At 70.4% G+C, this 22,282-nt stretch carries 20 protein-coding genes; 9 read left to right on the top strand and 11 right to left on the bottom strand.

The window, feature by feature from the left end:
* Positions 1–22: 22 nt before the first annotated feature.
* Positions 23–475 (bottom strand): hypothetical protein, encoded by a 453-nt coding sequence (locus BM286_RS13095; protein WP_092923133.1) that lies wholly within the window; start codon positions 473–475, stop codon positions 23–25.
* Positions 468–2,354 (bottom strand): MutS-related protein, encoded by a 1,887-nt coding sequence (locus BM286_RS13090; protein ID WP_092923130.1) that lies wholly within the window; start codon positions 2,352–2,354, stop codon positions 468–470. Before BM286_RS13090 ends, BM286_RS13095 begins: the two co-directional genes overlap by 8 nt.
* A 136-nt stretch (positions 2,355–2,490) precedes the next feature.
* Between BM286_RS13090 and BM286_RS13085 the strand changes: the two genes are divergently transcribed.
* Positions 2,491–3,165 (top strand): MBL fold metallo-hydrolase, encoded by a 675-nt coding sequence (locus tag BM286_RS13085; protein ID WP_092923127.1) that lies wholly within the window; start codon positions 2,491–2,493, stop codon positions 3,163–3,165.
* A gap of 18 nt (positions 3,166–3,183) precedes the next feature.
* On the opposite strand, the gene BM286_RS13080 is transcribed toward BM286_RS13085, so the two are convergent.
* The 4 genes from BM286_RS13080 to BM286_RS13065 all read right to left on the bottom strand — a co-directional run bounded on the left by BM286_RS13080 (position 3,184) and on the right by BM286_RS13065 (position 7,924).
* Entirely contained in the window at positions 3,184–4,332 is a 1,149-nt protein-coding gene (locus BM286_RS13080; protein ID WP_092923124.1) for an acyl-CoA dehydrogenase family protein, read from the bottom strand.
* A gap of 61 nt (positions 4,333–4,393) precedes the next feature.
* Entirely contained in the window at positions 4,394–6,409 is a 2,016-nt protein-coding gene (locus BM286_RS13075) for a class I adenylate-forming enzyme family protein (RefSeq protein ID WP_092923121.1), read from the bottom strand.
* Between the two features lie 33 nt (positions 6,410–6,442).
* The gene (locus BM286_RS13070; protein WP_092923118.1) at positions 6,443–6,877 is read right to left on the bottom strand and encodes a universal stress protein; all 435 of its coding nucleotides are present in this window, start codon (positions 6,875–6,877) and stop codon (positions 6,443–6,445) included.
* 93 nt (positions 6,878–6,970) lie between these two features.
* A complete protein-coding gene (locus tag BM286_RS13065) occupies positions 6,971–7,924 on the bottom strand; it encodes a transcription initiation factor IIB (RefSeq protein WP_092923115.1) in 954 nt (317 codons plus the stop codon).
* Positions 7,925–8,320: 396 nt separating this feature from the next.
* Between BM286_RS13065 and BM286_RS13060 the strand changes: the two genes are divergently transcribed.
* Both BM286_RS13060 and BM286_RS13055 read left to right on the top strand, forming a co-directional pair.
* Positions 8,321–8,716 carry an apurinic/apyrimidinic endonuclease family protein gene (locus BM286_RS13060; protein WP_092923112.1) on the top strand — a complete coding sequence of 132 codons (396 nt, stop codon included), beginning with the start codon at positions 8,321–8,323 and terminating at the stop codon, positions 8,714–8,716.
* Between the two features lie 3 nt (positions 8,717–8,719).
* Positions 8,720–9,343 (top strand): METTL5 family protein, encoded by a 624-nt coding sequence (locus tag BM286_RS13055; protein ID WP_092923109.1) that lies wholly within the window; start codon positions 8,720–8,722, stop codon positions 9,341–9,343.
* 52 nt (positions 9,344–9,395) lie between these two features.
* Here BM286_RS13055 and BM286_RS13050 read toward each other — a convergent pair whose 3' ends face one another.
* The 3 genes from BM286_RS13050 to BM286_RS13040 all read right to left on the bottom strand — a co-directional run bounded on the left by BM286_RS13050 (position 9,396) and on the right by BM286_RS13040 (position 12,087).
* Positions 9,396–11,321 carry a rhomboid family intramembrane serine protease gene (locus tag BM286_RS13050; protein ID WP_092923106.1) on the bottom strand — a complete coding sequence of 642 codons (1,926 nt, stop codon included), beginning with the start codon at positions 11,319–11,321 and terminating at the stop codon, positions 9,396–9,398.
* A 170-nt stretch (positions 11,322–11,491) separates the two neighbouring features.
* On the bottom strand, positions 11,492–11,770 hold the full coding sequence (locus tag BM286_RS13045; protein ID WP_008442749.1) for a UPF0058 family protein: 279 nt from the start codon (positions 11,768–11,770) through the stop codon (positions 11,492–11,494).
* A 101-nt stretch (positions 11,771–11,871) separates the two neighbouring features.
* A complete protein-coding gene (locus BM286_RS13040) occupies positions 11,872–12,087 on the bottom strand; it encodes a ribbon-helix-helix domain-containing protein (protein WP_092923103.1) in 216 nt (71 codons plus the stop codon).
* 211 nt (positions 12,088–12,298) lie between these two features.
* Between BM286_RS13040 and BM286_RS13035 the strand changes: the two genes are divergently transcribed.
* Positions 12,299–12,913 (top strand): sulfite oxidase-like oxidoreductase, encoded by a 615-nt coding sequence (locus tag BM286_RS13035; RefSeq protein ID WP_092923100.1) that lies wholly within the window; start codon positions 12,299–12,301, stop codon positions 12,911–12,913.
* 107 nt (positions 12,914–13,020) lie between these two features.
* The gene (locus BM286_RS13030; RefSeq protein ID WP_092923097.1) at positions 13,021–14,400 is read left to right on the top strand and encodes an isochorismate synthase; all 1,380 of its coding nucleotides are present in this window, start codon (positions 13,021–13,023) and stop codon (positions 14,398–14,400) included.
* 3 nt (positions 14,401–14,403) lie between these two features.
* Here the strand turns inward: BM286_RS13030 and BM286_RS13025 are convergent, their stop codons facing one another.
* A complete protein-coding gene (locus BM286_RS13025) occupies positions 14,404–15,141 on the bottom strand; it encodes a proteasome assembly chaperone family protein (protein WP_092923095.1) in 738 nt (245 codons plus the stop codon).
* 96 nt (positions 15,142–15,237) lie between these two features.
* Between BM286_RS13025 and BM286_RS13020 the strand changes: the two genes are divergently transcribed.
* Both BM286_RS13020 and BM286_RS13015 read left to right on the top strand, forming a co-directional pair.
* Positions 15,238–16,170 carry an RsmB/NOP family class I SAM-dependent RNA methyltransferase gene (locus tag BM286_RS13020; protein WP_092923092.1) on the top strand — a complete coding sequence of 311 codons (933 nt, stop codon included), beginning with the start codon at positions 15,238–15,240 and terminating at the stop codon, positions 16,168–16,170.
* The gene (locus BM286_RS13015; RefSeq protein WP_092923089.1) at positions 16,167–16,697 is read left to right on the top strand and encodes a DUF7122 family protein; all 531 of its coding nucleotides are present in this window, start codon (positions 16,167–16,169) and stop codon (positions 16,695–16,697) included. The genes BM286_RS13020 and BM286_RS13015 overlap by 4 nt, the downstream gene beginning before the upstream one ends.
* A 375-nt stretch (positions 16,698–17,072) precedes the next feature.
* On the opposite strand, the gene BM286_RS13010 is transcribed toward BM286_RS13015, so the two are convergent.
* The gene (locus BM286_RS13010) at positions 17,073–18,590 is read right to left on the bottom strand and encodes a DUF790 family protein (protein ID WP_092923086.1); all 1,518 of its coding nucleotides are present in this window, start codon (positions 18,588–18,590) and stop codon (positions 17,073–17,075) included.
* A 441-nt stretch (positions 18,591–19,031) separates the two neighbouring features.
* Here BM286_RS13010 and BM286_RS13005 point away from each other — a divergent pair, with 441 nt between their 5' ends.
* Together BM286_RS13005 and BM286_RS13000 are read left to right on the top strand one after the other, a co-directional pair.
* Positions 19,032–20,771, top strand: a complete 1,740-nt coding sequence (locus BM286_RS13005) for a tRNA uridine(34) 5-carboxymethylaminomethyl modification radical SAM/GNAT enzyme Elp3 (protein WP_092923083.1) — start codon at positions 19,032–19,034, stop codon at positions 20,769–20,771.
* 138 nt (positions 20,772–20,909) lie between these two features.
* A complete protein-coding gene (locus tag BM286_RS13000; RefSeq protein ID WP_092923080.1) occupies positions 20,910–22,238 on the top strand; it encodes a S8 family peptidase in 1,329 nt (442 codons plus the stop codon).
* Positions 22,239–22,282: the final 44 nt, after the last annotated feature.

The raw sequence follows: 22,282 nt of genomic DNA, 5'->3' as shown, positions 1-22,282 counted from the left end.
CGGTTCGGTTTTCCGGCTCGATTCAGCCGAGCGCGACCACGTCGACGGCGCGAGCGTCGCCGTCGACCTCGATTTCGACCGTCGAGCCGACGCCCTCGCGGACGCGCTCGCGCCACGACTCGACGGCTTCCGCGTGTCGCTCCCGGCGGGCTTCGAGGTCGGCGTCGGGGTATTCGGTCGCGGTGTCGTCGGGCTCGGGATACGGCGGCACGTCCTCGACCAGGTCCCGCGGGTCGACGTGAAGCGGCGCCGGAACGTCGGATTCACCCGTGTTCTCGGCGTCACCGTCGCCGTCCGTGTCGACCGCGTGGAGCCGAGCGCGCATCCGCCCCGAGAAGGGCGGCGTCGCGCGGAGGACGACATCCCGGTCGCTCCGGAGCGTGGCTTCGAGGGCGTTCGCCACGTCCTCGCGGTGGACCGCGATCGAGCGGATCCGGTCCGGCCCGGGGTCGCTACCGCCCGCCTCCTCAGTCATCGTTCGCCGTCCACTGAGCGTCGGAGAGGGTTCGCTGGACCGCCTCCTCGCCCACGGCACCCGCGAGGTGTTCGAAGCCGGCGCGGACGCCGCGGTCGCTCGCGTTCGCGACGAGACGGGAGACGATGAACTCCGGCGTGGACTTCCCGACGGTCTCGAACCGCGGCTGGTAGTCGACCCGGAGGTCCAGGTCGTTCGTCAGCCCCTCCGCGAAGATGCCGTCGATGCGGGCGGCGTCGGGCAGCGGGCTCAGGTCGTCCGCGAGGTGGGTGACGTACACGCCGAGCGCGCCGCGGTCGACCGTCAGCGTCACCAGGCCGTTCAGCAGGTCGGCGGCGCGCCCCGGCTCCGTGATCGCCTCGAACTCGTCGACGAGCATGAGCGTGCGGCCGTCCGCGACCAGCGGCGGGACGACCGACTTCAGCGTCGACTCCAGCACGCCGGCGTTGAACGAGGCGTGCCGGCGGTGGAAGACGACCCGGTCGAAGGCGCCGACCTCGGCCGCGTCGGCGGGCACGGGCAGCCCCATCGACGCGAGCAGCGAGACCGCACAGAGGGTCTCTAAGAGCGTCGTCTTCCCGCCGGAGTTCGCCCCGGTGAGGACGCTCACGCGGTCGCCCGTCGGCGGGGCGTCCGCGCTCGCGACGCCCGACGCGTCCGCGAGCGAGTGGGAGCCGACCCCGTACGACACCGGCTGGACGTCGCCGGCGAGGAAGGGATTTCGCGCCCCGCGCACGGCGATGCCGTCGTCGACGAGCATCGGCCGGACGTGGCCGTTCTCTGCCGCGAACCGCCCGAGCGACAGCAGGAACGCGGCGTCCGACACCGCCGCCGCGGCGCGGGCGACGGTGGTGTCGCCGCCCTCTTCCGTCTCCTCGGCGTCGTCGCTCCCGGTTCCCTCGGCGTCGTCGGTCTCCGCCTCGCTCGCGTCGGCCGTCGCGGGCTCGTCGCCCAGTCGCTCGCGGATGTCGGCCGCCACGGCGGCCTCGCGCTCGTCGACCGCGGCCTCCAGTTCGACGACGAGTTCCCGGAGGGTTCCGGAGACGAAGTCGGCTGCGTCGAGCGCCTCGTCGGGCGCCGCGGCCCGCACCGTCGCCGGCTCGACCCCCGTCTCGCGCGCGACGTGGTCGATCGTCGCCGCCTCCAGCGCCTCGAAGTCGCGGAGGCTCCCGTCGCGCACCGACTCGAGCACGTCGAACGCGGAGTCCGCGAGGTCGCGCGCGGCCGACAGCCGCTCGCGCAGGCGGTCCAGCTCCGCGTCGGCGCCGCTCGCGATCTCGATGTCGTCGCCGTCGAGGTCGCCGGCCGGGTCGATCGAGCCCCGAACGTCCGCGAGCGCGTCGGCCGCGTCGCGCAGTCGGTCGCCGTTGAGCGCGCCGACCGCTGCGAAGGGACCGTCAGTCAGCCCCGCCTCGCGGAGCGCGACGGCGGTCTCGACCGCGGCCAGGTCGGAGCCGTCGGCCTCGTCGTACGCGGCGAACGCGTCCTCGACGGCCTCGCGGTCAGCCTCGTCGAGGCCGGTCCACGCGTCGCGGGCGGCGACGACCCGCCCTAACCGCGACTCGACGGCGTCGCGGTCGAGCAGCGGGGTCAACACGCGGATCCGGTCCGCCGCGTGCGCGGTCAGCGCGGCGTCGGCCGCGAGCCCGAGGAGGTCGTCGTACACCGAGCGCGCGTCGCCCGTCGCGAGCACCTCCATCCCGGCCTCCCCGTTCGCCCGGCGGAGGATGCGCGTCGCGCGGCCGCGGTGGAGCCCGGCGTCGACGAGCGCGCGGACGTCGGCCGACTCGATCGCCTCGATCGCCCGCTCGGTCCCGAGCGCCGCCGTGAGCCGCTCGCTCGTCTTGGGGCCGATCCCCCAGTAGTCCTCCAGTCGCATACCCCGTGGTGTCGCCCCGGCGTCTTGGCGTTTTCGTCGGGCGCACCGTCGACGGCGTCGACTCGGTCCCGGGAGGTCGCGCTCCCTGCGTTCCGCCACGACAGCGTTCATTCCGCTCCGGACCGTACGCACCGACATGGCGACGGAAATCGCGGAGGGCGTCTGGCGGTTCGACTGTCGCGGGGTCAACGCGTACCTCGTTTCCGACGACGTGCCGACCCTCGTCGACGCCGGCACGCCGTGGGACGAGGCGGCGATCCGACGCGGCCTCGACGAGGCCGGCGTCGCGGTCTCCGACATCGGCCGCGTCCTGCTTACCCACTACGACCTCGACCACGTCGGGACGCTGGCGGCGCTGGCGCCCGACCTCGACGCGTCGATCCACGCGTACGGGTTCGACGCCCAGCTCCTCCGCGGCGCGCGGTCGCCGCCGCTCCGGAATCACAAGGGACTGATCCAGCGGCTCGGCGGGCTCCTCACGGATCTCCCCGACCTCGACGTGGTCGGCGTGCGGGACGGGGAGGCGCTCGGCTCGTTCACCGCGTACCACACGCCCGGGCACACGCCGGGCCACGTCGCGTACGTCAGCGAGGAACTCGGGGTCGGACTGCTCGGGGACCTCGTCTCCGAGTCGGACGGCGACCTGAAGCCCTCCGGTTGGGTGATCAGCTACGACACCGACGCGGTCGCGGCGAGCGTGCGCGACCTGGCCGAGCGCGCCCCGGTGTTCGAGGTCGCCTGCGTCGGCCACGGCGAGCCGCTGGCGACCGGCGGCAGTGAGGCGCTGCGGCGGTTGGCGGCGACGCTGTGAGCCGCCCCGGAGTCGCCCTCAGCGCGACTGCCGGTAGATGAGGTTGCGCTGGATGTCGTTGGCGCCCTCGTAGATCACCGGGATGCGCACGTCGCGGTAGACGCGGGCGATCCGGCGGTCGGTGAGGATCGAGCGGCCGCCGTGGAGCTTCATGCCCTGCTCGGCGCAGTCGGTCGCGACCTCCGTGGACTTGGTCTTGGCGAGGGCCGCCCAGTAGCCGGCGTCCTCGTTGTTCGCGACCTTCTCGCAGGCGCGCCAGTTGAGCGCGCGGGCCGACTCGAACCCGATGCGCATGTCGGAGATCGTGTGCTGGACGGCCTGGAACTCGTCGATGGTGCGGCCGAACGCCTCGCGCTCGTCGATGAACGCCTCCGCCTCCTCGATGGCGGCGGCCGCGAGCCCGAGCCCGTGGCCGCCGACGATCACGCGGCCGTGGTTGAAGAAGTCCGCGAGCACGTAGAAGCCGCCGCCCTCGCTGCCGACGACGTTCTCCTCCGGGACGAAGCAGTCCTCGAAGACGATGTGGCCCTGCTTGGACGCGCGCATCCCCATCTTCTCGGGGATGTGTTCGGCCTCGTAGCCGTCGGAGTCGGTCTCGACGATGAACAGCGTGTAGTTGGAGTAGCGGTCGTCGCTCTCGCCGGTCTTGGCGTAGACCGTGAGCCAGTCGGCCTCGACCGCGTTGCCGACCCAGTACTTCTCGCCGGTGAGCTCGTAGCCGCCCTCGACCTTCTCGGCCTCCGTCGTCATGCCCGCGAGGTCGGAGCCGGTCTGCGGTTCGGAGACCGCGAGCCCGGAGATCTGGTCGTTCTCGGCCACCGGCCGGAGGTACTCCTCCTTCTGCTCCTCGGTGCCGTACTGCTCGACCATCTCGGCGCCGAAGCTGGCGAGCTGGAGGGTGAGCGCGATGCCGGCGTCGGCGCGGTAGAACTCCTCCGCGATGGCGAGCACCTGCGCGAGGTCGAACCCCTTCCCGCCGTACTCCTCGCCGATGTCCTGCGCGACGAGCCCGGCGTCCATCCCCGCTTCGAGCACCTCCCAGGGGTACTCGCCCGATTCGTAATACGCCTCGGCGTTCGGGGCAATGTACTCGTCCGCGAACTCGCGGGCCTCCTGTTTGACGTCTCGCGCGCGCGCCGGCACGACGCTGTCGTCGAGCAGTTCCATACCGACCGTGAGGACCGCGCGCTCAAAACGTTCGTGGAACAACGAACAACTTCGTGTGCGTTTACGTCATCCCGTTCTCGGCGTCGCCCTCGTCGCCGGCCGCGTCCGACTCGCCGTCACCGCCGTCGGCACCCGAGTCGTCACCGCCGTCGGTGTCGGCGGCCGAGCCACCGCCGTCGGACCCGGGCTTCGGGTCGCCCGACCCGGTCGTCTCCGTCGATTCCGGATCTTCCGGCGGATCTACCGAATCTTCCGGCGGATCTGTCGGATCGGCCGGCCGGAACCCCGCGGTTTCGAGGTCGGTGTCGGCGCTCTCGCGGGGGTCCGCGCCGCGCTCCCGGAGGACGGCGCGCGTCGCCTCCCGGTCGACCGTTCCCGAGACGGTCCGCGGGAGCTCGTCGACGTACGCGACCGTCTTCGGGATCTTGAACCCGGCCAGCCGCTCGCGGGCGAACGCGACGAACGCTCCCTCGTCGATCGGTGCGGGACCGATGCGGTCGGCTCCGGCGCTCGGATCCGCTATCTCGTCGTCGTCCGCCCCCCCGCCGTTCGCTTCGCGACCGGCGGAACCCGAATCGCTGCCGTCGGAACCGTTGCCCTCCGAGCCGTCGCCTAGCCGATCGCCCACCGGGGCGGTTCCCTCCGAGGACGGACCGTCGGTGGAGGCGACCGCGCCCGACGGGAACCGGTCGCCGACCGCGACGAGCGCCCCGACGCGTTCACCCCACACGTCGTCGTCGAGCCCGATCACCGCCACGTCGTCCACCTCGGGGTGTCCGCGGAGCACGTCCGCGACCTCCCCGGGTTCGACGTTCTCGCCGCCGGTGATGATCCGGTCGTCGACGCGGTTGAGCACGTGGAGGAACCCCGACTCGTCGAATCGACCGACATCGCCGGTCTGGAGTCCGTGCGGGCCGAACTCGGAGCGATCGAGATCCGCCGGATCGATCCCGTTCACCTCGACCGCGTCGGAGGCCGCGGGGTCGCCTTCGTCGACCGCGAGGTATCCCGGCGTGATCGTCGGTCCGCTGACGACGATCTCGCCGGTCTCGCCCGGCTCGACCGGCTCGCCGCCGTCGTCGACGACCGTCACGTCGGTGCCGAAGAGGGGGCGGCCGACCGTCCCGATCCGGTCTCTGGTCTGTCGCGGCGTCGCGGTCGTGATCTGCGAGGCGGCCTCCGTCATCCCGTAGGTCGGGTACACCGGAATCGAGTAGTCGCGACACCGCTCCAACAGCTCGGCCGGCGCGGGCGCGCCCCCGAGCAGGACCGCGCGCAGCGAGTCCGACAGCGTCCCGCGGCGGTCGAGCATCCGCTTGAGCATCGTCGGGACGAGCGAGACCCCGCTCACGTCGTACGCGTCGATGTCGTCTGCGGTGCCGCCCGCGTCGAACCCCTCTCGCAACACGAGAGTGGTCCCGTACAGCACCGACCGATACACCGGTGCCAGCCCGCCCATGTGGTGAAGCGACAGCGACACGAGCCACCGGTCGTCGGGCTCGACGCCCAGGCGGAACGCCGAGGCGACCGCGGAACTGTACACGTTGCCCGCGGTCAGGGGCACGGGCTTCGGCTCCCCGGTCGTCCCGGAGGTGAACAGCACGCAGAGCGGGTCCGCGAACGACCATCCCGGCGGATCGATCGACGCCGGATCGACGTCGTGAATCCCGGTGACCTCGGCGCTCGCCGGGTCGTCGACGGAGTAGACGGGGACCCCCTCGATCTCCGCCGCCGCGTCGGTCGCCGTCGGCTCGGTCGGCTCCGCGCAGACGACGGCGTCAAGGTCGGTCCGGTCGATCCGCGCGGCGATCTCGCGGGCGGTCAGCTCCTGGCCGAGCGGGACGAACGTCGCCCCGATCCGCATCGTCGCGTGGACGAGGCCGACGGTACCGACGTACGGGGGGGTGAGCACCCCGATCCGGTCGCCCTCGCCCAGCCCGTGCGCGACCAGTCGCCCGGCCGTCTCGTCGACGAGCCGGTCGAGGTCGGTGTAGCTCCACGCCTCGCCGTCCTCAGCGCGGACGAGGGCCGTGTCGTCCGGCGACGAGACCACGCGGTGAGAGAGCCAGTCGCGCATCGGTGTCACCCGCGTTCGCCGGGAGCGGTGCGACTACTCATCCGTGGACTGTCGCACGGTCAACACCGGGACGTCCGAGGTCCGGACGACTCGTTCCGTGACGCTCCCGAGCAGGTAGCGGCCGATCCCCTTCCGTCCGTGCGTCCCCATGACGACGACGTCGATGCCGTGTTCGTCGACGTAGTCGTGGATCGACTGGTACGCCGTCCCGGACGTGACGCTGGTGACGCACTCGATGCCCGCGTCGTCAGCTGCGTCCGCGACGCGCTTCGTCGCCTTCTCGCCCTCCGACTCGAGCGCCTCGACGACGACCTCCGCGCCGGCCTCCAGGCTGGAGTACGCCGCGCCGTCGACGACGTACAGGGCGTGGAGACGGGCGTCGTACCGGTCTGCGAGGCCGATCGCGTGTTCGATCGCGGCGTCCGACGCCGGACTGCCGTCGGTCGGAACGAGGATCTCTGCGTACATCTCGGTCGTGGATACAGCGGGTATCGATTAAAAACCCGATCCAACAGTCGCGTCGCGGACGCCGCGACCGATCGGCGGATTCGACGGGCCGCCCTATCGGAACCCCATCGCTTCGATCTGCTCTTGGTACCGGTTCCGGATGGTGACCTCGGTGACCTGCGCGACGTCCGCCACTTCGCGCTGGGTCTTCTTCTCGTTACAGAGGAGCGAGGCCGCGTAGATCGCGGCGGCCGCGAAGCCCGTCGGGGACTTCCCGGAGAGCAGCCCCTGTTCGGCCGAGACGTCGATGATCTCGGTCGCCTTCGACTGGACCTCCTCGGAGAGTTCGAGCGAGGACGCGAACCGGGGGACGAACTGCTTGGGGTCGACGGGCTTCAGCTCTAAGCCGAGCTCCTGGGAGATGTACCGATACGTCCGGCCGATCTCCTTCTGTGGCACCCGCGAGACGTCCGCGACCTCGTCGAGGCTGCGGGGGATCCCCTCCTGCCGGCAGGCGGCGTACAGCGCGGCGGTGGAGACGCCCTCGATGGAGCGGCCGCGGATCAGGTCCTCGTTGAGCGCGCGTCGATAGATCACCGAGGCGACCTCCCGCACCGAGCGCGGCACCCCGAGCGCGCTCGCCATCCGGTCGATCTCCGAGAGCGCGAACTGGAGGTTGCGCTCGCCCGCGTCTTTCGTCCGGATCCGCTCCTGCCACTTGCGGAGGCGGTGCATCTGCGAGCGCTTCTCCGAGGAGAGCGACCGCCCGTACGCGTCCTTGTCCTTCCAGTCGATGGTCGTCGTTAGCCCCTTGTCGTGCATCGTCTCCGTGATGGGGGCGCCGACGCGAGACTTCGACTGCCGCTCCGAGTGGTTGAACGCGCGCCACTCCGGCCCGCGGTCGATGTTGCGCTCGTCCAAGACGAGCCCGCAGTCCTCACAGACGAGTTCCTGGTCGGCGTCGGTGACGATGTTCTCCGAGTCACACTCCGGACAGGAGACCGTCGATTCGTCCGTTTCCTGCTCCGCCTCTCGCTCCTGTTGCCGCTGGCGACTCGGACGTTCCATTAAAAGGTTTCTGGTCGTTTGCGTATTTAACTCTTGCCCACACCCCACGACGACGACGAAAAACTTGGGATCGGTTGAATACGCCTTTAGCTGTACGTAGAACGCTCCTACATTCGGAATTAAAAAACCGTTGCCGGTCCGAACACGGTGTCGACACGCCCCGCCGCCGGCACCGCGACGCACGAAACGTGACCGCGGTTTGAGGCCGGAATCATCCCTCCGGGCTTCCGAGGTCGATCTCGGCGCGTCGTGTGCCAACGGTCGTGAGTCTCCGCGTCGCGCGTCAACGGTCGTGAGTCCCCGGCCCGCGGAGCGTCCGGTCCGCCGTCGCCTCCGCCGTATATTACTACAAAACATCTATAAAGATTTTTGTATAACTAATACATATCAGGGTGTATGAGCACCACCTCCTCGTCCGGCATCGAACGAACGCTCCGCGGCTGTCGCCCCGCCGACGTCGACCCGGTCGTCATCGACGCGTCGGACCTCGACAGCACCGCGCCCGACCACCTCCGCGACCTCAAACAGGGGCTCGCGGCCCGCGGCTACCAGCCCGCCGCGGTCGCGACCGAGGCGGAGTTCGACGCCGAGAGCACGCTCGAACGCCAGCGCGAGGCCGACCGACTCCGCGGACTCGTCCGCGCCGCGTCGTTCCTCGGTGCCGGTCGGATCGAGGTCCGCGTCGACGAAGCGACGTGCGAGGAGGTTCACACCGCGCTCGCGGCGCTCGCAGAACGCGCCGACCGCGAGGGAGTCGAACTCGTCCGCGTCGAGGGCGACGGCGCCGCCTGACCGATGGCGACGAAGCGGTCGCTCGCGACAAAGCTCGGCGTCGTCGCCGGCTTCGAGCGTCCCGACGCCGCCCTCGAACAGTACCCGACGCCGCCCGAGCTGGCGGCCCACGTCGTCCACCTCGCGGACCTCCACGGCGACGTCGAGGGTCGCACCGTGATCGACCTGGGCGCCGGCACCGGGATGCTCGCGCTGGCCGCGGCGCTGCGCGGACCCGCGCGCGTCGTCGGCCTCGAACTCGACGGCGACGCGCTGGCGACCGCCCGCGCCAACGAGCGCCGCGTCGCCGCCAGCGCACCGGTCCACTGGGTCCGCGGCGACGCCACCCGCCCGCCGCTCGCCGTCGCGGAACCCGCCACCGTCGTGATGAATCCCCCGTTCGGCGCCCAAGACGGGAACAGACACGCCGACCGCGCGTTCCTCGCCGTCGCGAGCGACCTCGCTGCCGTCTCCTACTCGATCCACAACGCGGGGAGCCGGCAGTTCGTCGAGTCGTTCGCCGCCGACGAGGGCGGCGAGGTGACGCACGCGTTCGCGGCCGAGTTCCGGATCGACGCGCAGTTCGACCACCACGCCGACGAGGCGCGCGACGTCGACACCGAAGTGTACCGGATCGAGTGGACGTAGCGCCCGCGACGCGCTCCGGTCTCCCTCACGCCGTTCCCGCCTCTCCCGTCTCCTACTGCCGCCCTTCGTATCGCTCCCGCTGCGCGATCCGCACCCGCGTCTCGCCGCGCTCCGCGAACAGGACGTCGCCCTCGCGCACGAGGGTGATCCCCCGGACCGTCACCGACTCGTTCGCGGCCGGAAGCGGCGCCGTGACGTTGGTGCCGCTCCCGCCGATCACCGACAGTTCGAACCCGCCCTGCGTGGCCGCGACGACGACGTTCCGACCGTCGATCCGGGGCTCGGCCCGCGCCGGTTCGCTCGTGAACAGCGTCCGCCTCGTGTCGTCGCGGACCGCGTCGACCCGGTAGGTCGGGCCGCCGTTCGCGGCGACCCAGCCGACCCGCTGGACCCAGACGGTCTCGCGCCACCCCGTCCCCCCGAGATCGATCGCCCGGTACCCCCAGAACGCGAGGTTCCCCTTCGAGACCGCCGTCGTCCAAATTTCCCGATCCGGATGGGTGACGATCACCCCCGACGTGTTGACGGACGTCGAGCGGCCGAACGCCTCCACGTCGACGACGCCCACGAGCTGGTTCTCGACGTTCTCGGCGTACGTCACCCGATACCCCTCCACCTCGATCGGGTCGCCGGGGAGGTCCCCGTCGTCGACGGCGACGAGGTTCGGAACCACCCCCGGCCCCGCGACCGCCGCCAGCGCAGCGACGAGGAGGAGTACGCCGACCCCCGCGGGCGTCGCCGATCGGACTCCGTCTCGGAGCGTCTCCGGCTTCGGAACCGCCCGCGCCGGCCACAACGGCTCGTCGCGAGAGACGGCCGCGACGGCGACGAGCGCGGCCAGGACGGCGAGCAGCCCGAGCCCGACCGCGCGGTACAGCTCGTACTGCTCGTTGCCGAGGTACCAGTACACCGCCCACAGCCGGCGCGACGCGCCGAACAGCAGCAGCGCGCCGAAGACGACGAGCGCCGACCGCTGGGTCGCGTCCGCCCCGAGTCCGTCCCCGTCAGCCGTCGCGAGCGGGTGGTACTTCCATCTGCTCCCCGTCGGGTCTCCGTCACGGCGTTCGTCGCCCGGGCCTCGGGCCCGCCGGCGAGAGAGGAGAACCGCGAGCAGCGCCCCGGCGATCAGCCCGATCGCGTGGCCCTGGATCGCGACGTTCGCCCACCCCGGCGCGCCGTACGAGGGGGACGCCTCCGCGAACGCCACCGGGACTCGGAGGGCGTCGTAGAGGACGCGCACGAGCGTCGTTCCCGCCGTGGCGACGACCGCGGTGACGGGCCGCGAGACGAGCGCGAATCCCCAGTACCCGAACACGACGCCGGAGAAGCCGATCACTGGTCCCAGCGCGAACAGCGCGAACCCGAGGCCGAACGCGACCGCGACGCCGGGGACGATCAGGAACGCCCGAACGTAAGGGTTCGCTCCCGGCGAGTCGACGGCGGCGATCCGGGCCGGCAGCCGTCGCACTCGACCCGGGAGGCGTCGGAAGTGATTCGGAAGGTGCCGGAAGTGATTCGCAAGGCGTCGGAGGTACTCCGGACGGCGCCGAAACCGGACGATTGGGGACTCCGCGTCGTCGACCTCGCGTCCGCCGGGGAAGTGGCCGTACGCGTACTCCGCGAGGCCGCCCGCGACGAGCGCCGACAGGAGGTTACCGGTGATGTGCCCGCGGCTCGCGTGCGCGAAGCTGGACCAGACCATCCCCTCCGGGTAGAAGTACGACCACGATCGAAACGGGATCACGACCGGTCGGTTCGGGTCGTCGATCCCCGACTGGACGAACAGGTACACGCCGATCACGCCGGCGATCACGACGAGCGTCCCCCACGGAACGCCGAGGAGGAGCCGCGATCGGAGCGCCCGCGTCCAGTCACCGCCGGGGTGATCGACGAGGTACACTGCTGCGAGCGCGACGACGACGCCGATGCCACCGGCGACGAGGTGAACGGCGTCCGATGTCAGCGCTCCCGCGACCATGTCGGGTTGGAGGGGACTGCGCGTACATCAATTCGGGGGTCGGGAGCGGGGCTCGGAAGGAATCGGTCGATCGGGAGTGGGGCTCGGAAGGAATCGGTCGATAGGGAGCGGGGCTCGGAGAGGGAGCGGCGGAGCGTCGAGGGGGCAGTCGCGTCCGCGACCGCCTCCGCTCAGATCTTGTTCTCGGCGTCGTCGGCGAGTTCCTCCATCCGCTTGCCGACGCGGCCGGCGGGCGAGAACTCGTCTTCGCTCATCGCGTTCGCCAGCGCGTTGCCGAGGACGAACACGGCGTGTTTGTGCTCGCTCTTCGATTTGTGGACGTGCGACGGATCGACCTCGAGCTCGTCGTAGGGGTCGAAAAGCGATCCGTCGACCGTCTCCTGCGCGCGGAAGTGCTCCATGATCGTCACCATCTGTTCGTGGAGTTCGAGCAGTTCGTCCTTGTGCATACCCCGAGATACGGGCCGTAGGCCCTTTAAGGGTTGTTGAGGCGGGTACGCACGATTCCGCGCGTTCGGGGACCGTGGGGGAAAATCGGTGCCGGCGCCGGTCAGAAGACGTACTCGTCTTCGTGGCCCATCATTCCCTCGTCTTCGAACCCGTTGGAGTCGTCGTCCTCCCGCGGGCCGCTCGTCTTGTACGCCTTGATGCCCGTCGAGAGCAGCTCCTCGACCGCCTCCTCGCGGTTGAGGAACTCTCCCTCCTCGACCATCTGGGCGATCTGCATTTCCAGATGCTCCGGCACCGTTATCTTCACTCGTGGCATTTGCTGTCCGGCTCTTGTGGGATGGGAAATATAAAGGTGGCGTCGCAGATGCGTATATCTGAAAACTCAGAACTGAGATTTAAAATTATATTTTTGATCGGTAGAACTCTGATTTGGAAAATCCGAACACTCCCGTCGCATTCCGATGGCAAGGAGGCTCACGCGACGAGAGAGCGACATTCATACGTCGGTTCGGGACGTATCCGCCTCCATGACCGAATCCGGCGTCGACGCCGCCGAGGACCTCACCGATCTCTACCGCGAGTACGGCGACGATCGGCTCCCTCCGGGCCAGCGCGAGACGGACGGTTTCCCCGTCCTCTCGAAGAGCGGAACGCCCGCGTGGGATCCGCAGACCTTCGAACTCGAGGTGTGGGGCGCGGTCGAGGAGCCGCTGTCGTTCTCGCTCGACGAGTTCCGCGACCTCCCCGCCGTCACCCAGCGGCAGGACTTCCACTGCGTGACGGGGTGGAGCAAGTTCGACTGCGAGTTCACGGGCGTCTCGTTCGCCGATCTGGCCGAGCGCGCCGGCGTCCGCGACGACGCCGAACACGTCATGTTCCACTCGCTCGACGGCTACACGACCGACCTCCCGCTGGAGGAATGTACGAGGCCGGGCGTCCAGCTCACGTACGGCTACGACGGCGACGATCTCCCGGCCGATCACGGCGGCCCGATCCGCGTCGTCACGCCGCACAAGTACGCCTACAAGGGCGCGAAGTGGGTATCGGGCGTCGAGTTCCTTACCGAGAAGGAGCTCGGCTACTGGGAGAAGCGCGGGTACAGCGACACGGCGAACCCCTGGAACGAGGACCGATACAGCTGACGACCGACGTCTGGTCGCCCGATTTCCTTCGTCCCCCTGCCCGATTTTCCCCGCCTGCTCCGCCCCGATAGTCAGGATAAAGGGTCCCCGTCCCCGATTCGATACGCATGGATCAGGCGCGCTCCCGGTCGTCGCCGCCGCTGGTCAGCCGGACCACAGCTGTCGACGAGCCGGGGTTCGCGGCGGCGTTCGACGCGCTCTCCGCCCCGCGCACGGTCTGGAGCGCCCCCGACGACGCGCTGGTGATCGGCGGCGGCGCGGCGGCGACCCTGACCGCGGCCGGAAGCGACCGGTTCGCGTCGATCCGCGAGGCGGCGACGGAGCTGTTCGAAGCCGGCGACGTCCACGCCGGTACGGAGGCGGCCCGCCCGCGCGTGTTCGGGGGGTTCGCCTTCCACGAGGGAGCCTGCGACGGCGACCCGTGGGGGCCGTTTCCCGAGGCTCGGTTCGTGCTGCCTCGGACCCAACTGACCGTCGCCGACAACGGGACGTGGCTGACCGTCAACGCGGTCGGTGCCGACGCCGACGCGGCAGCAGTCGAGGACCGACTGGCGCGCGAGGTCGAGCGGTTCGCCGCGCTCGGTGACGCCGACCACGGCGCGGTCGACGGCTCCGCGGCCCGCTCGCCCCGCCCGGGAATCAGCGAGAGCCGTCGGACGACGAGCCGCGAGGCGTGGCGCGAGAGCGTCGGCGCCGCGGTCGACCGGATCCGCGACGGCGACCTCCGGAAGGTGGTGTTGGCGCAGGCGCTGGAGGCGGACCTCGCGGCCGACTTCCCCCGCGCGGCGACGCTCGAACGCCTCGCCGAGAAGTACCCCGACTGCCACCGCTACTGGTTCGAGCCGGCCGCCGGGGAGAGCGCCTTCTTCGGCGCCACGCCCGAGCGGCTGGTCTCGCTGCGCGGCCGGACGGTCGAGACGGACGCCCTCGCCGGGACGACCGGACGCGGCGAGACGCCGACCGAAGACGAGTGGCTCGCGCGCGAGCTGCTCGACGACGAGAAGAACGTCCACGAACACGAGCTAGTCGCGGAAACGGTCCGCCACCAGCTCGAGCCGTTCGCGGCGTCGGTCTCCGCGGGCGAGCGCCGCGTCCGGCGGCTCGCGACGGTCCAGCACCTCCACACGCCGATTACCGCCGAGCTCGACGCGGACCGCCACGTCCTCGACCTCGTCGAGGCGCTCCACCCGACGCCCGCGGTCGGCGGGCTCCCGCCGGACCGCGCGCTGGCGACGATCCGCGAGACGGAGCCGTTCGACCGCGGCTGGTACGCCGCCCCGGTGGGCTGGATCGACGCCGCGGGCAACGGCGCGTTCGCGGTCGCGATCCGCTCGGCCGTCGCGAGCCGGCGGCGCGCGACGCTGTTCGCGGGCGTCGGGATCGTCTCCGACTCCGACCCCGACCGCGAGTGGGACGAGGTCCAGCTGAAGTACCGGCCGATCCTCGACGAGCTGGAGGCCGACGCCGGAGTCGACTCCGCGGACTGACCCCTACTGAAACATCTTCAGCGGCTCGGCCTGCGAGCTCTCCTCGTTCGCCTGTCGCATCTGCTCCGCCAGCTGCTGTTTCGCCTCGCGGATCTCGGTCGCCTGGTCGACGAGCCCGTCGGTCGGCGTCTCCGTGCCCGCGATCGGGTCGATCCCGTCGAGAATGAGCCGCCGCGCCGCCTCGGGGTCGGGGAACTTCGGATCGGACTCGACGACGAGCCCGACGGCGTCGCGGTCGTGCTCCAGCGCCGCCGCGACCATCGCGCCGGTCGGCCCCGAGACGAGCCCGGACTCCGAGGGGGCCTCCACCTCGGCCCGGGCGAGCGCCTCGCCGCCGTCGCCGGTCGCGATCCCGTACAGCGCCGGCGGCTCGTCGTCCTTCTCGCGGCCGAGTCCGGAGAGGAACACGGGGAACAGCCCCGTCTCGTCGAACCACGAGCCGAGGCACGCGGCGACCTTCGACGCGGCGGCCGGGTTCACCGGCACGTCGCTGCGGAGCGCGACGAGGTCCCGCTCCGGGTCCGCGTAGAGCCGCACCGGCGTCGTCGCCGCGGCGTTGCCCTCGCGGTACACCGCCACCGGCGGCAGCCCGTCGCAGTGGACGTTCGCGTAGTGGATCATCCCGTGAACGTCGATCAGGTGGTCGGTCGCGATCTTGCCGACGAGCCCCACGCCCGGAAACCCCTCGACCAGCGTCGGCTCGTCCAGCGACACGTCCTCGACGGTGGATATACGGGCCATGGCCGGGCGTACGCGGGGCGCGGACCTAAAGGTGGGGCGCGAGCCGGGCCGAGCGAGTCCCGAAACGGTCTAACCGCCCGGGGCGAAAGGTGGGTCATGAACCCGCTCGACCGATACGAGTCGCTCGTCGACGACGTCGACGCGTTCCGGGCGGCGTGCGACCGCCCGCTCCCCTCGGTCGTGCGCACGAATCGGATCGCGGCGACGCCGGCCCGCGTCCGCGAGGCGTTCGACGAGGGGGGCGTCGCCCACGAGCCGGTCGACTGGCACGACGGCCTCTTCCGCCTCCCCGACGGCAACCCCGGCGGTAACTGGCCGTACGTCCACGGTTGGACCCACGGGCAGGAGGAGGTGTCCGTGCTGCCGACGCTCGCGCTCGACCCGCGGCCTGGCGAGCGCGTCTGGGACGCCTGCGCGGCGCCCGGCAGCAAGACGACCCAGATCGCGGACGCGATGGACGACGAGGGCACCCTCGTCGCCAACGACAACAACCTCGGGCGGCTCTCCGCGCTCCGGCACAACGCTGAGCGACTCGGGATCACGAACGCGGTCGTCACGAACCAGGACGCCCGCAACTTCTCGACGAGGCCGCTCGCGTTCGACGAGTTCGACCGCGCGCTGGTCGACGCGCCCTGCTCCTGTGAGGGCACCTGCCGCAAGAATCCGGACGTCCTCGACGAGTGGACGCTCGACCACGTCCACGCGGTCGCGGGGATCCAGAAGGGTGTCCTGGCGCGAGCCGTCCAGGCGACCAGACCTGGGGGGGTCGTGGTCTACTCCACGTGTACGTTCGCGCCCGAGGAGAACGAGGCCGTCCTCGACCACGTCCTCGCGAACGAGGACTGCGAGCTGGTCGAGTTCGACCTCCCGCTCGAAACCGACCCCGGCGTGACCGAGTGGGACGGCGAGACGTACGACGAGTCCGTGACGCGCGCGAAGCGCATCTACCCGCACCGCAACGACACGGGCGGGTTCTTCTGCGCGAAGCTGCGCGTGGGGGGGAACAAAGATACGGGGGTCGGAGCGTGACCGACGACGCCCCCACCAACGACGGCCAGCGGTTCGACCGCCTCCCCGAGACGCCCGCCGACCGCGAGGTCGAGGGCCGCGCGAGCCGCGCGGAGGTCCTCGACTGGTGGGACGAACGGTTCGGGATCGAGCGAGAGGTGTTCGAAGGATACAGCTTCTGGGAGAAGGGCGCCGGGAAGGTCTGGATCTTCAACGGCGAGACGACGGACCCGAGCGAGGTAGAGGCGATCGGGATGACCTTCCTCCGGACGCGACAGGAGCACTGGAAGCCGACCGGCCGAGCGGTCTCGCGGTTCGGATCGCGCGCGACGAAGAACGTGATCGAACTGGACCCCGAGCGAGCGTCTCGGTTCGCGGCCGGCGACGATCAGGACCTCCCCGAGTGGGACGGCGACTGGGGCTACCTCATCGCGACCCACGAGGTCGCCGGCGAGTCGGTGCCGATCGGGGTCGGGCTGTATTTATACGACGAGCTTCGCTCCGTGGTCCCGAAGGGCAGTCGGGCCGACCTGCCCGTCGTGGAGTGACTGAACAGGTTAACGAACCGTTTTGTTATTTATGAGTGGTTGATTGCGGATCGCCGGTGAACACCTCCAAAGCCCCAGCCGCGAGGCCGCCGTACGCTCGTTGCGCTCCTCAGTCGCTCGCTTCGCTCGCTCCCTGCGGTGCTTACGTCGCCTACGGCGGCCTCGCGACTGCCCCTTTGAGTCCCACCCGACCGCGACCGCACGGCACCTCACGCCTCCCCGGCCTCGTCGCTCGCGGTTAAAAGCGCTCGTGACTCCCTCGCACGCGCTCTCGCCGGCGGCGAAGCCGCCGGCTGTCAGAGAGACCTCCGGTCTCTCGCTACTCGCGCCCGCTGGGCGCTCGGAGGCGCGCGCCACGGCACTTAGTTAAATACGTTATTCCGATTTCTCCCGAACCGTTCCCCCGCCGAGCCCCTCCCATTCGACCCGGTAGCCGAGCCGCGAGAGGGCCGCGCTCGCGTCGTCGATGCCGTGATCGTCGAGGACCGCTTCGGCCGCCGAGAGCGCCATCCCGGCCTCGATCTCGTCGTCGATCGCCGCCAACACCGCCGGCCGCACGAGCGTCCGCCCGATGCGCTCGTGGTCGGGGAACGCCTTGTCAGCTATCGCCTCGACGCTCACGCCGCGCTCGTCCGCGAGGTCGTCGAGTCCGATCGCGTCGGCGTCGGGCGAGAGGGAATCGGGGAGGGCGGCGGCCGCGTCCGCGACGAACTCGTCCTCGTACTCGCGGAGCACGTCGACCACGTCCTTCACGCGCACCGTCCCCGAGTAGGTGACGACGCGGTGGTCGCGCGCGGCTATCTCCTCGCCGACGCCGAGGCTCTCGTCGACGGCCACGAGAAGGTCCACGTCCTCCACGTCCGCGAGCTGGGAGAGCTTCTTTTCGACGTACTCGGGGGTCCAGAAGCCCATCACCTCGAAGAAGAGCCGGAAGTCGGCGTGGTCGTAGTCGAACGCGAAGTCCGGGATCATCACGCTCGCGCCCGTTTCGAGGGGTTCGGGCTCCCGTACCAAGGTCCAGTCGAGGTCGAGCCCGCGGACCCGCCCGGCGAAGTCGGCCTCGACCCCGCTGTCGAAGTCGGGCTCCGCGACGGGCTCGACGTCCGGCACGGTCACGTCGCCGTCCGAGAGGCGCATCGTGCGCTCGCGCCCGCGGTCGTCGATCGTCGCCTCCAGCGACCACTCGGCCGACTCCGCGACCGTTCGGAGCAGCCGCGCGAACGCGGTCCCGTAGCGGCGGGTGCGCGAGAACAGCCGGTCCGGGCCGGTGACGACGAGCTCGCGGCCGTCCGGAGTCTTTTTCACCTCGTACATCAGTCGGAGTCGCTTGACGGCGGAGACGAGCCGCTTCGGGTCGTTCGACCGCACCCGGACCTCGGTGGCGTCGAAGAGCGCGGTCTGGGCGAGCGAAAGATCGTACTGCTCCAGGAGGGCGTCGGGGTCCCAGCGCACGTCGGCGTCGACGAGCACTTGCTCGACGTCGCGGTCGGCGTACAGCGACGCCTCCACCTCGCCCGCGCCGATCCCGAGCGCGTCGGCGGCGCGCTCGACCGCGACCTCCCGGTCCGCCTCGTTCGCGACGCCGACCGCTTCGGCCGCCTCGAACGCGGCCCGCCGGACGCGACGCGGCGGGACCGGCGCGCGCGTCTCGAACTCGCACTCGCGCTCGACGAGCGCCGCGAGCCCGCGGACGAGCTTGAAGTCGCCGTTCCGGGCGGCGGCGTCGGCCTCCAGGTCCGCCAGCGCGTCGTCGAGGTCGCCGCGCCGCTCGCCGACGTGCGACTCGAACGTCCCGAGGACGCGGGCCGCGAGCGGGCGGTGTTCCCGGCCGGTGAACTGCGGGCGGTAGCCGCCGCCCGCCCGGGAGACGCGCAGGAGGTCCTTCCGTAGCACGGGGCGGGGTACGCCGCGCCCTGCCTAAAACGAGCGGGTTCGGTTCCACCCCCCGAACGTGCGGTCGCGGTGGCGCGTGCCTGCGAGCGGCCGCCATCGGCGGCCGCGAGACAGCACCGCGCGAGGGAGTCAGTCGCCGGAGCAAAGCGACGGCGACTGACGAGGCTGGGGAGGGGAGAGGTGTTGTGCGGTCGTGGTCGGGTGGGACTCGAAGGGGCAGCCGGGAGGCGGGCGCTTCGGTGGTGTCGCTCGCCGATTTGTCAGATCTGAAGCCCTCGTATAGCCGAGCGGTCGAGAACTCGAATTTCGTTTCGTCGAGGCGGGAAACGCGGCGTTGAGCGGTCGGAGCCGTGGCGCCGACTCCCGCTCTGCTGCCGACGCGCACCCCTCTCACGAATCGGTGCGACACGCTTAACTCCGAAACCCGTCGATCGGAGCGTAATGAGTACCGACGCGGCGAGTGACGGGGACGCCGGTAGCGAGGGCGACGACGCCGCCGCGGATGCCACCGACTCCGAGGCGTTCGTCCGCACCTGCGAGCACCTCGTCGATCGCATCCTCGACGGCGAGATCGAGCGCGACGACCTCGAACGCGCCAAGCTCGACGCCTGCTCGGAGTTCGGCTCCCCGAAGGTGCCGAAGAACACCGAGATCCTCGACCACGCCCCGTCCGAGGCGCGCGACGACGTGATCGAGGTGGTCCAGCGCAAGCCCGTCCGGACCGCCTCGGGCGTCTCGCCGGTCGCGATCATGACCTCCCCCGAGCTGTGCCCCCACGGGAAGTGCCTCTACTGTCCCGGCGGTCCGGCCTCGGAGTTCTCCTCGGCGCAGTCGTACACGGGCCACGAGCCCGCCGCCGCGCGCGGCGAGCAGAACGACTACGACCCGTACGGGCAGGTCACCCTCCGGCTCGAACAGCTCCGGAAGATCGGCCACCCGGTCGACAAGGTGGAGCTCATCCTGATGGGCGGGACGATGACCGCGCGCTCGCACGACTACCAGGAGTGGTTCGTGAAGCGCGCGCTCCAGGCGATGAACGACTACGACCTCGACAAGGAGCCGGAGCCGGCCGAGGGCGAGTCGTTCGCGCCCGCGCCGGAAGACACCGAGTTCGAGTACCTCGAGGACGTGATCGCGGAAAACGAGACGAACGAGATCCGCAACATCGGCACCACCTTCGAGACGAAGCCCGACTGGTGTGACCCCGAGCAGATCGACCGGATGCTCGATCTCGGTGGTACCAAGGTCGAAGTCGGCGTCCAGACCACCTACGAGCGGATCAACCGCGACATGCACCGCGGGCACGGAAACGAGGCCTCCCGCAACGCCAACCGCCGCCTGCGCGACGCCGCGTTCAAGGTCGGCTTCCACATGATGCCGGGCCAGCCGGGAATGACCCGGGAGATGTGTCTGGAGGACTTCCGGCAGCTGTTCGACAATCCCGACTGGCGCCCGGACTACCTGAAGATCTACCCCACGCTCGTCGTCGAGGGAACCCGGGTGTACGACCGCTGGCGCCGAGACGACTTCGACCCGCTCACGAGCGAGGAGGCGGCCGATGTCGTCGCCGAGGTCATGGACCTGATCCCGAAGTACACGCGGCTCCAGCGCGTCCAGCGCGACATCCCCGCGGACTTCATCGACGCCGGCGTCCAGAAGTCCAACCTCCGCCAGCTCGCGGCCCAGCGCGCCGAGGAGAAGGGGATCGTCCAGCGCGATATCCGCGCCCGGGAGGTCGGGCACAACGACGCCGACCCGGACCCCGACGACGTCGAACTCGACGTGCTGACCTACGAGGCCGGCGGCGGCACGGAGCACTTCATCTCCTTCGAGGACCCGGTCCGCGACCTCCTCGTCGGCTTCTGCCGCCTGCGGTTCCCCTCGTTCGCCCCCGACCAGCCGGGCGCGGCGGGCACCGAGGGTGACCCGATCCGCCGCGAACTCGAAGACGCCGCCCTGGTCCGCGAGCTCCACGTGTACGGCAACGAGGTCGGCATCGGCGGCGACGGCGACTGGCAGCATCAGGGGTACGGGACGAAACTGCTCGAACGCGCCGAGGAGCTGTCCCGCGAGGCCGGGTACGGGAAAATCGCCGTCATCTCCGGCATCGGCGCCCGCGAGTACTACCGCAACAAGCTCGGCTACCGGCAGGACGGGCCGTACGTGTCGAAGCGGTTGTAGCGCCCGCCGCGTCGCCCTTCGTCGTCCACGCAACGAGTATAATACTCTACCTGTGACGTTAAAACAACTACTCGGTAGCCAAATTATTTAAATGAGTTCGGTCCGTGGCACGGCATACCCCGCACGGGGATGGTTACCATGTTACTCGACAGACGGACGCTGTTGAAAGGTATCGGCGCGGCGGGCGCCTCGGTCTCGGTCGCCGGCCTCGCCTCGGCGAGCGACGGGTCGGTGGAGTACGTCGTCACCGGGAAGGGGAACGGCGTCTCGGACGCGGTCGCGGACGCCGGGTTCGAGGTGTTCCGCACCGTCGCGGACGGAGAGATCCTCGGCGTTCGTGGACCGGCGGACGCCGAGAGCGACCTCTCGGGCGTCGCGGGCGTGTCCGCGGTCTCACGGGACGTCAGGCTCGACTTCACCGAGCCCGTCGACCGCCGGGTGGTCGACCCGGACGAGACCGACGAAGAGCCCGCATTCGCCGAACTCCAGTGGGACAACCGTCGGATCGACGCCGGCGAGGCGCGGGAGTTCGCGACCGGCGAGGGCACGAGCGTGGCGGTCGTCGACACGGGGATCGACTTCGATCACCCCGACCTCGGCAACGTGAACGAGGACCTCGCGGCGACGTTCATCCCCGAGGACGCCAGCGCCACCGACGGCGCGGACGACGAGGTGCGCGGCCACGGGACGGCCGTCGCCGGTGTCGTCGGCGCGACCGGTGACCAAGGGATCGTCGGCGTCGCACCCGACACCGAGTTGATCCCGGTCCGCGTGTTCCCGGACGAGGGCGGTGCGCGCTTCATCGACATCTTCGCCGGGATCGACTACGCCGCGGCGGTCGGCGCCGACGTCGCGAACTTCAGCCTCGGCGTTCCAGGCGTTCTTCCGCCTCAAGCTAACCAGGGCGGTATCCGCGCCGCGATCCAGACCGTGTTCCAGAGCGCGGTGCGCCGCGGGACCGTGGTTACAGCCAGCGCCGGCAACGCGGGAGGTAACCTCCAGCAGGGCGGCGGGTTCAGCCTCCCGAACAGCGTCCCGGCGGCGTTCAGCGTGAGCGCGACCGGACCGAACGACGAACTGGTGTTCTACTCGAACTTCGGCACGAACGAAATCGACGTTGCGGCGCCGGGCGGCGGCTACGAGACGCTCGAAAAGACGCTCTCGACGGACACGCCGTTCCCGTTCCCCACGAACCTCGTGTTCACCACCTACCCGCTGGAGCGGGGTGCGTACGTGTACATCGCCGGCACGTCGTTCTCGGCGCCGCAGGTCGCAGGGCTCGCAGCTTTGGTCCGCGAACTCGAACCGAACGCGGGTCCGAGTCAGGTCGAGCAGGCGATCCAGCAGGGCGCGGAGCTTGTGAACGGCAAGAGCGACCCCGAGCTCGGCGCCGGTCGCATCAACGCCCTGAACACCGTCGAGTCGCTGGCGAAGAAGAACGGGAAGAACAAGAAGAAAAAGAAGTAACTGCGGGGATACGACGAAACGCGACTCGTCCCCACAACGACACG

This window comes from Halorubrum sodomense (assembly GCF_900111935.1).
Lineage (GTDB): Archaea > Halobacteriota > Halobacteria > Halobacteriales > Haloferacaceae > Halorubrum > Halorubrum sodomense.
The sequence above is the reverse complement of the archived record's forward strand: the minus strand, read 5'-3'. Positions and strand labels throughout refer to the sequence as shown.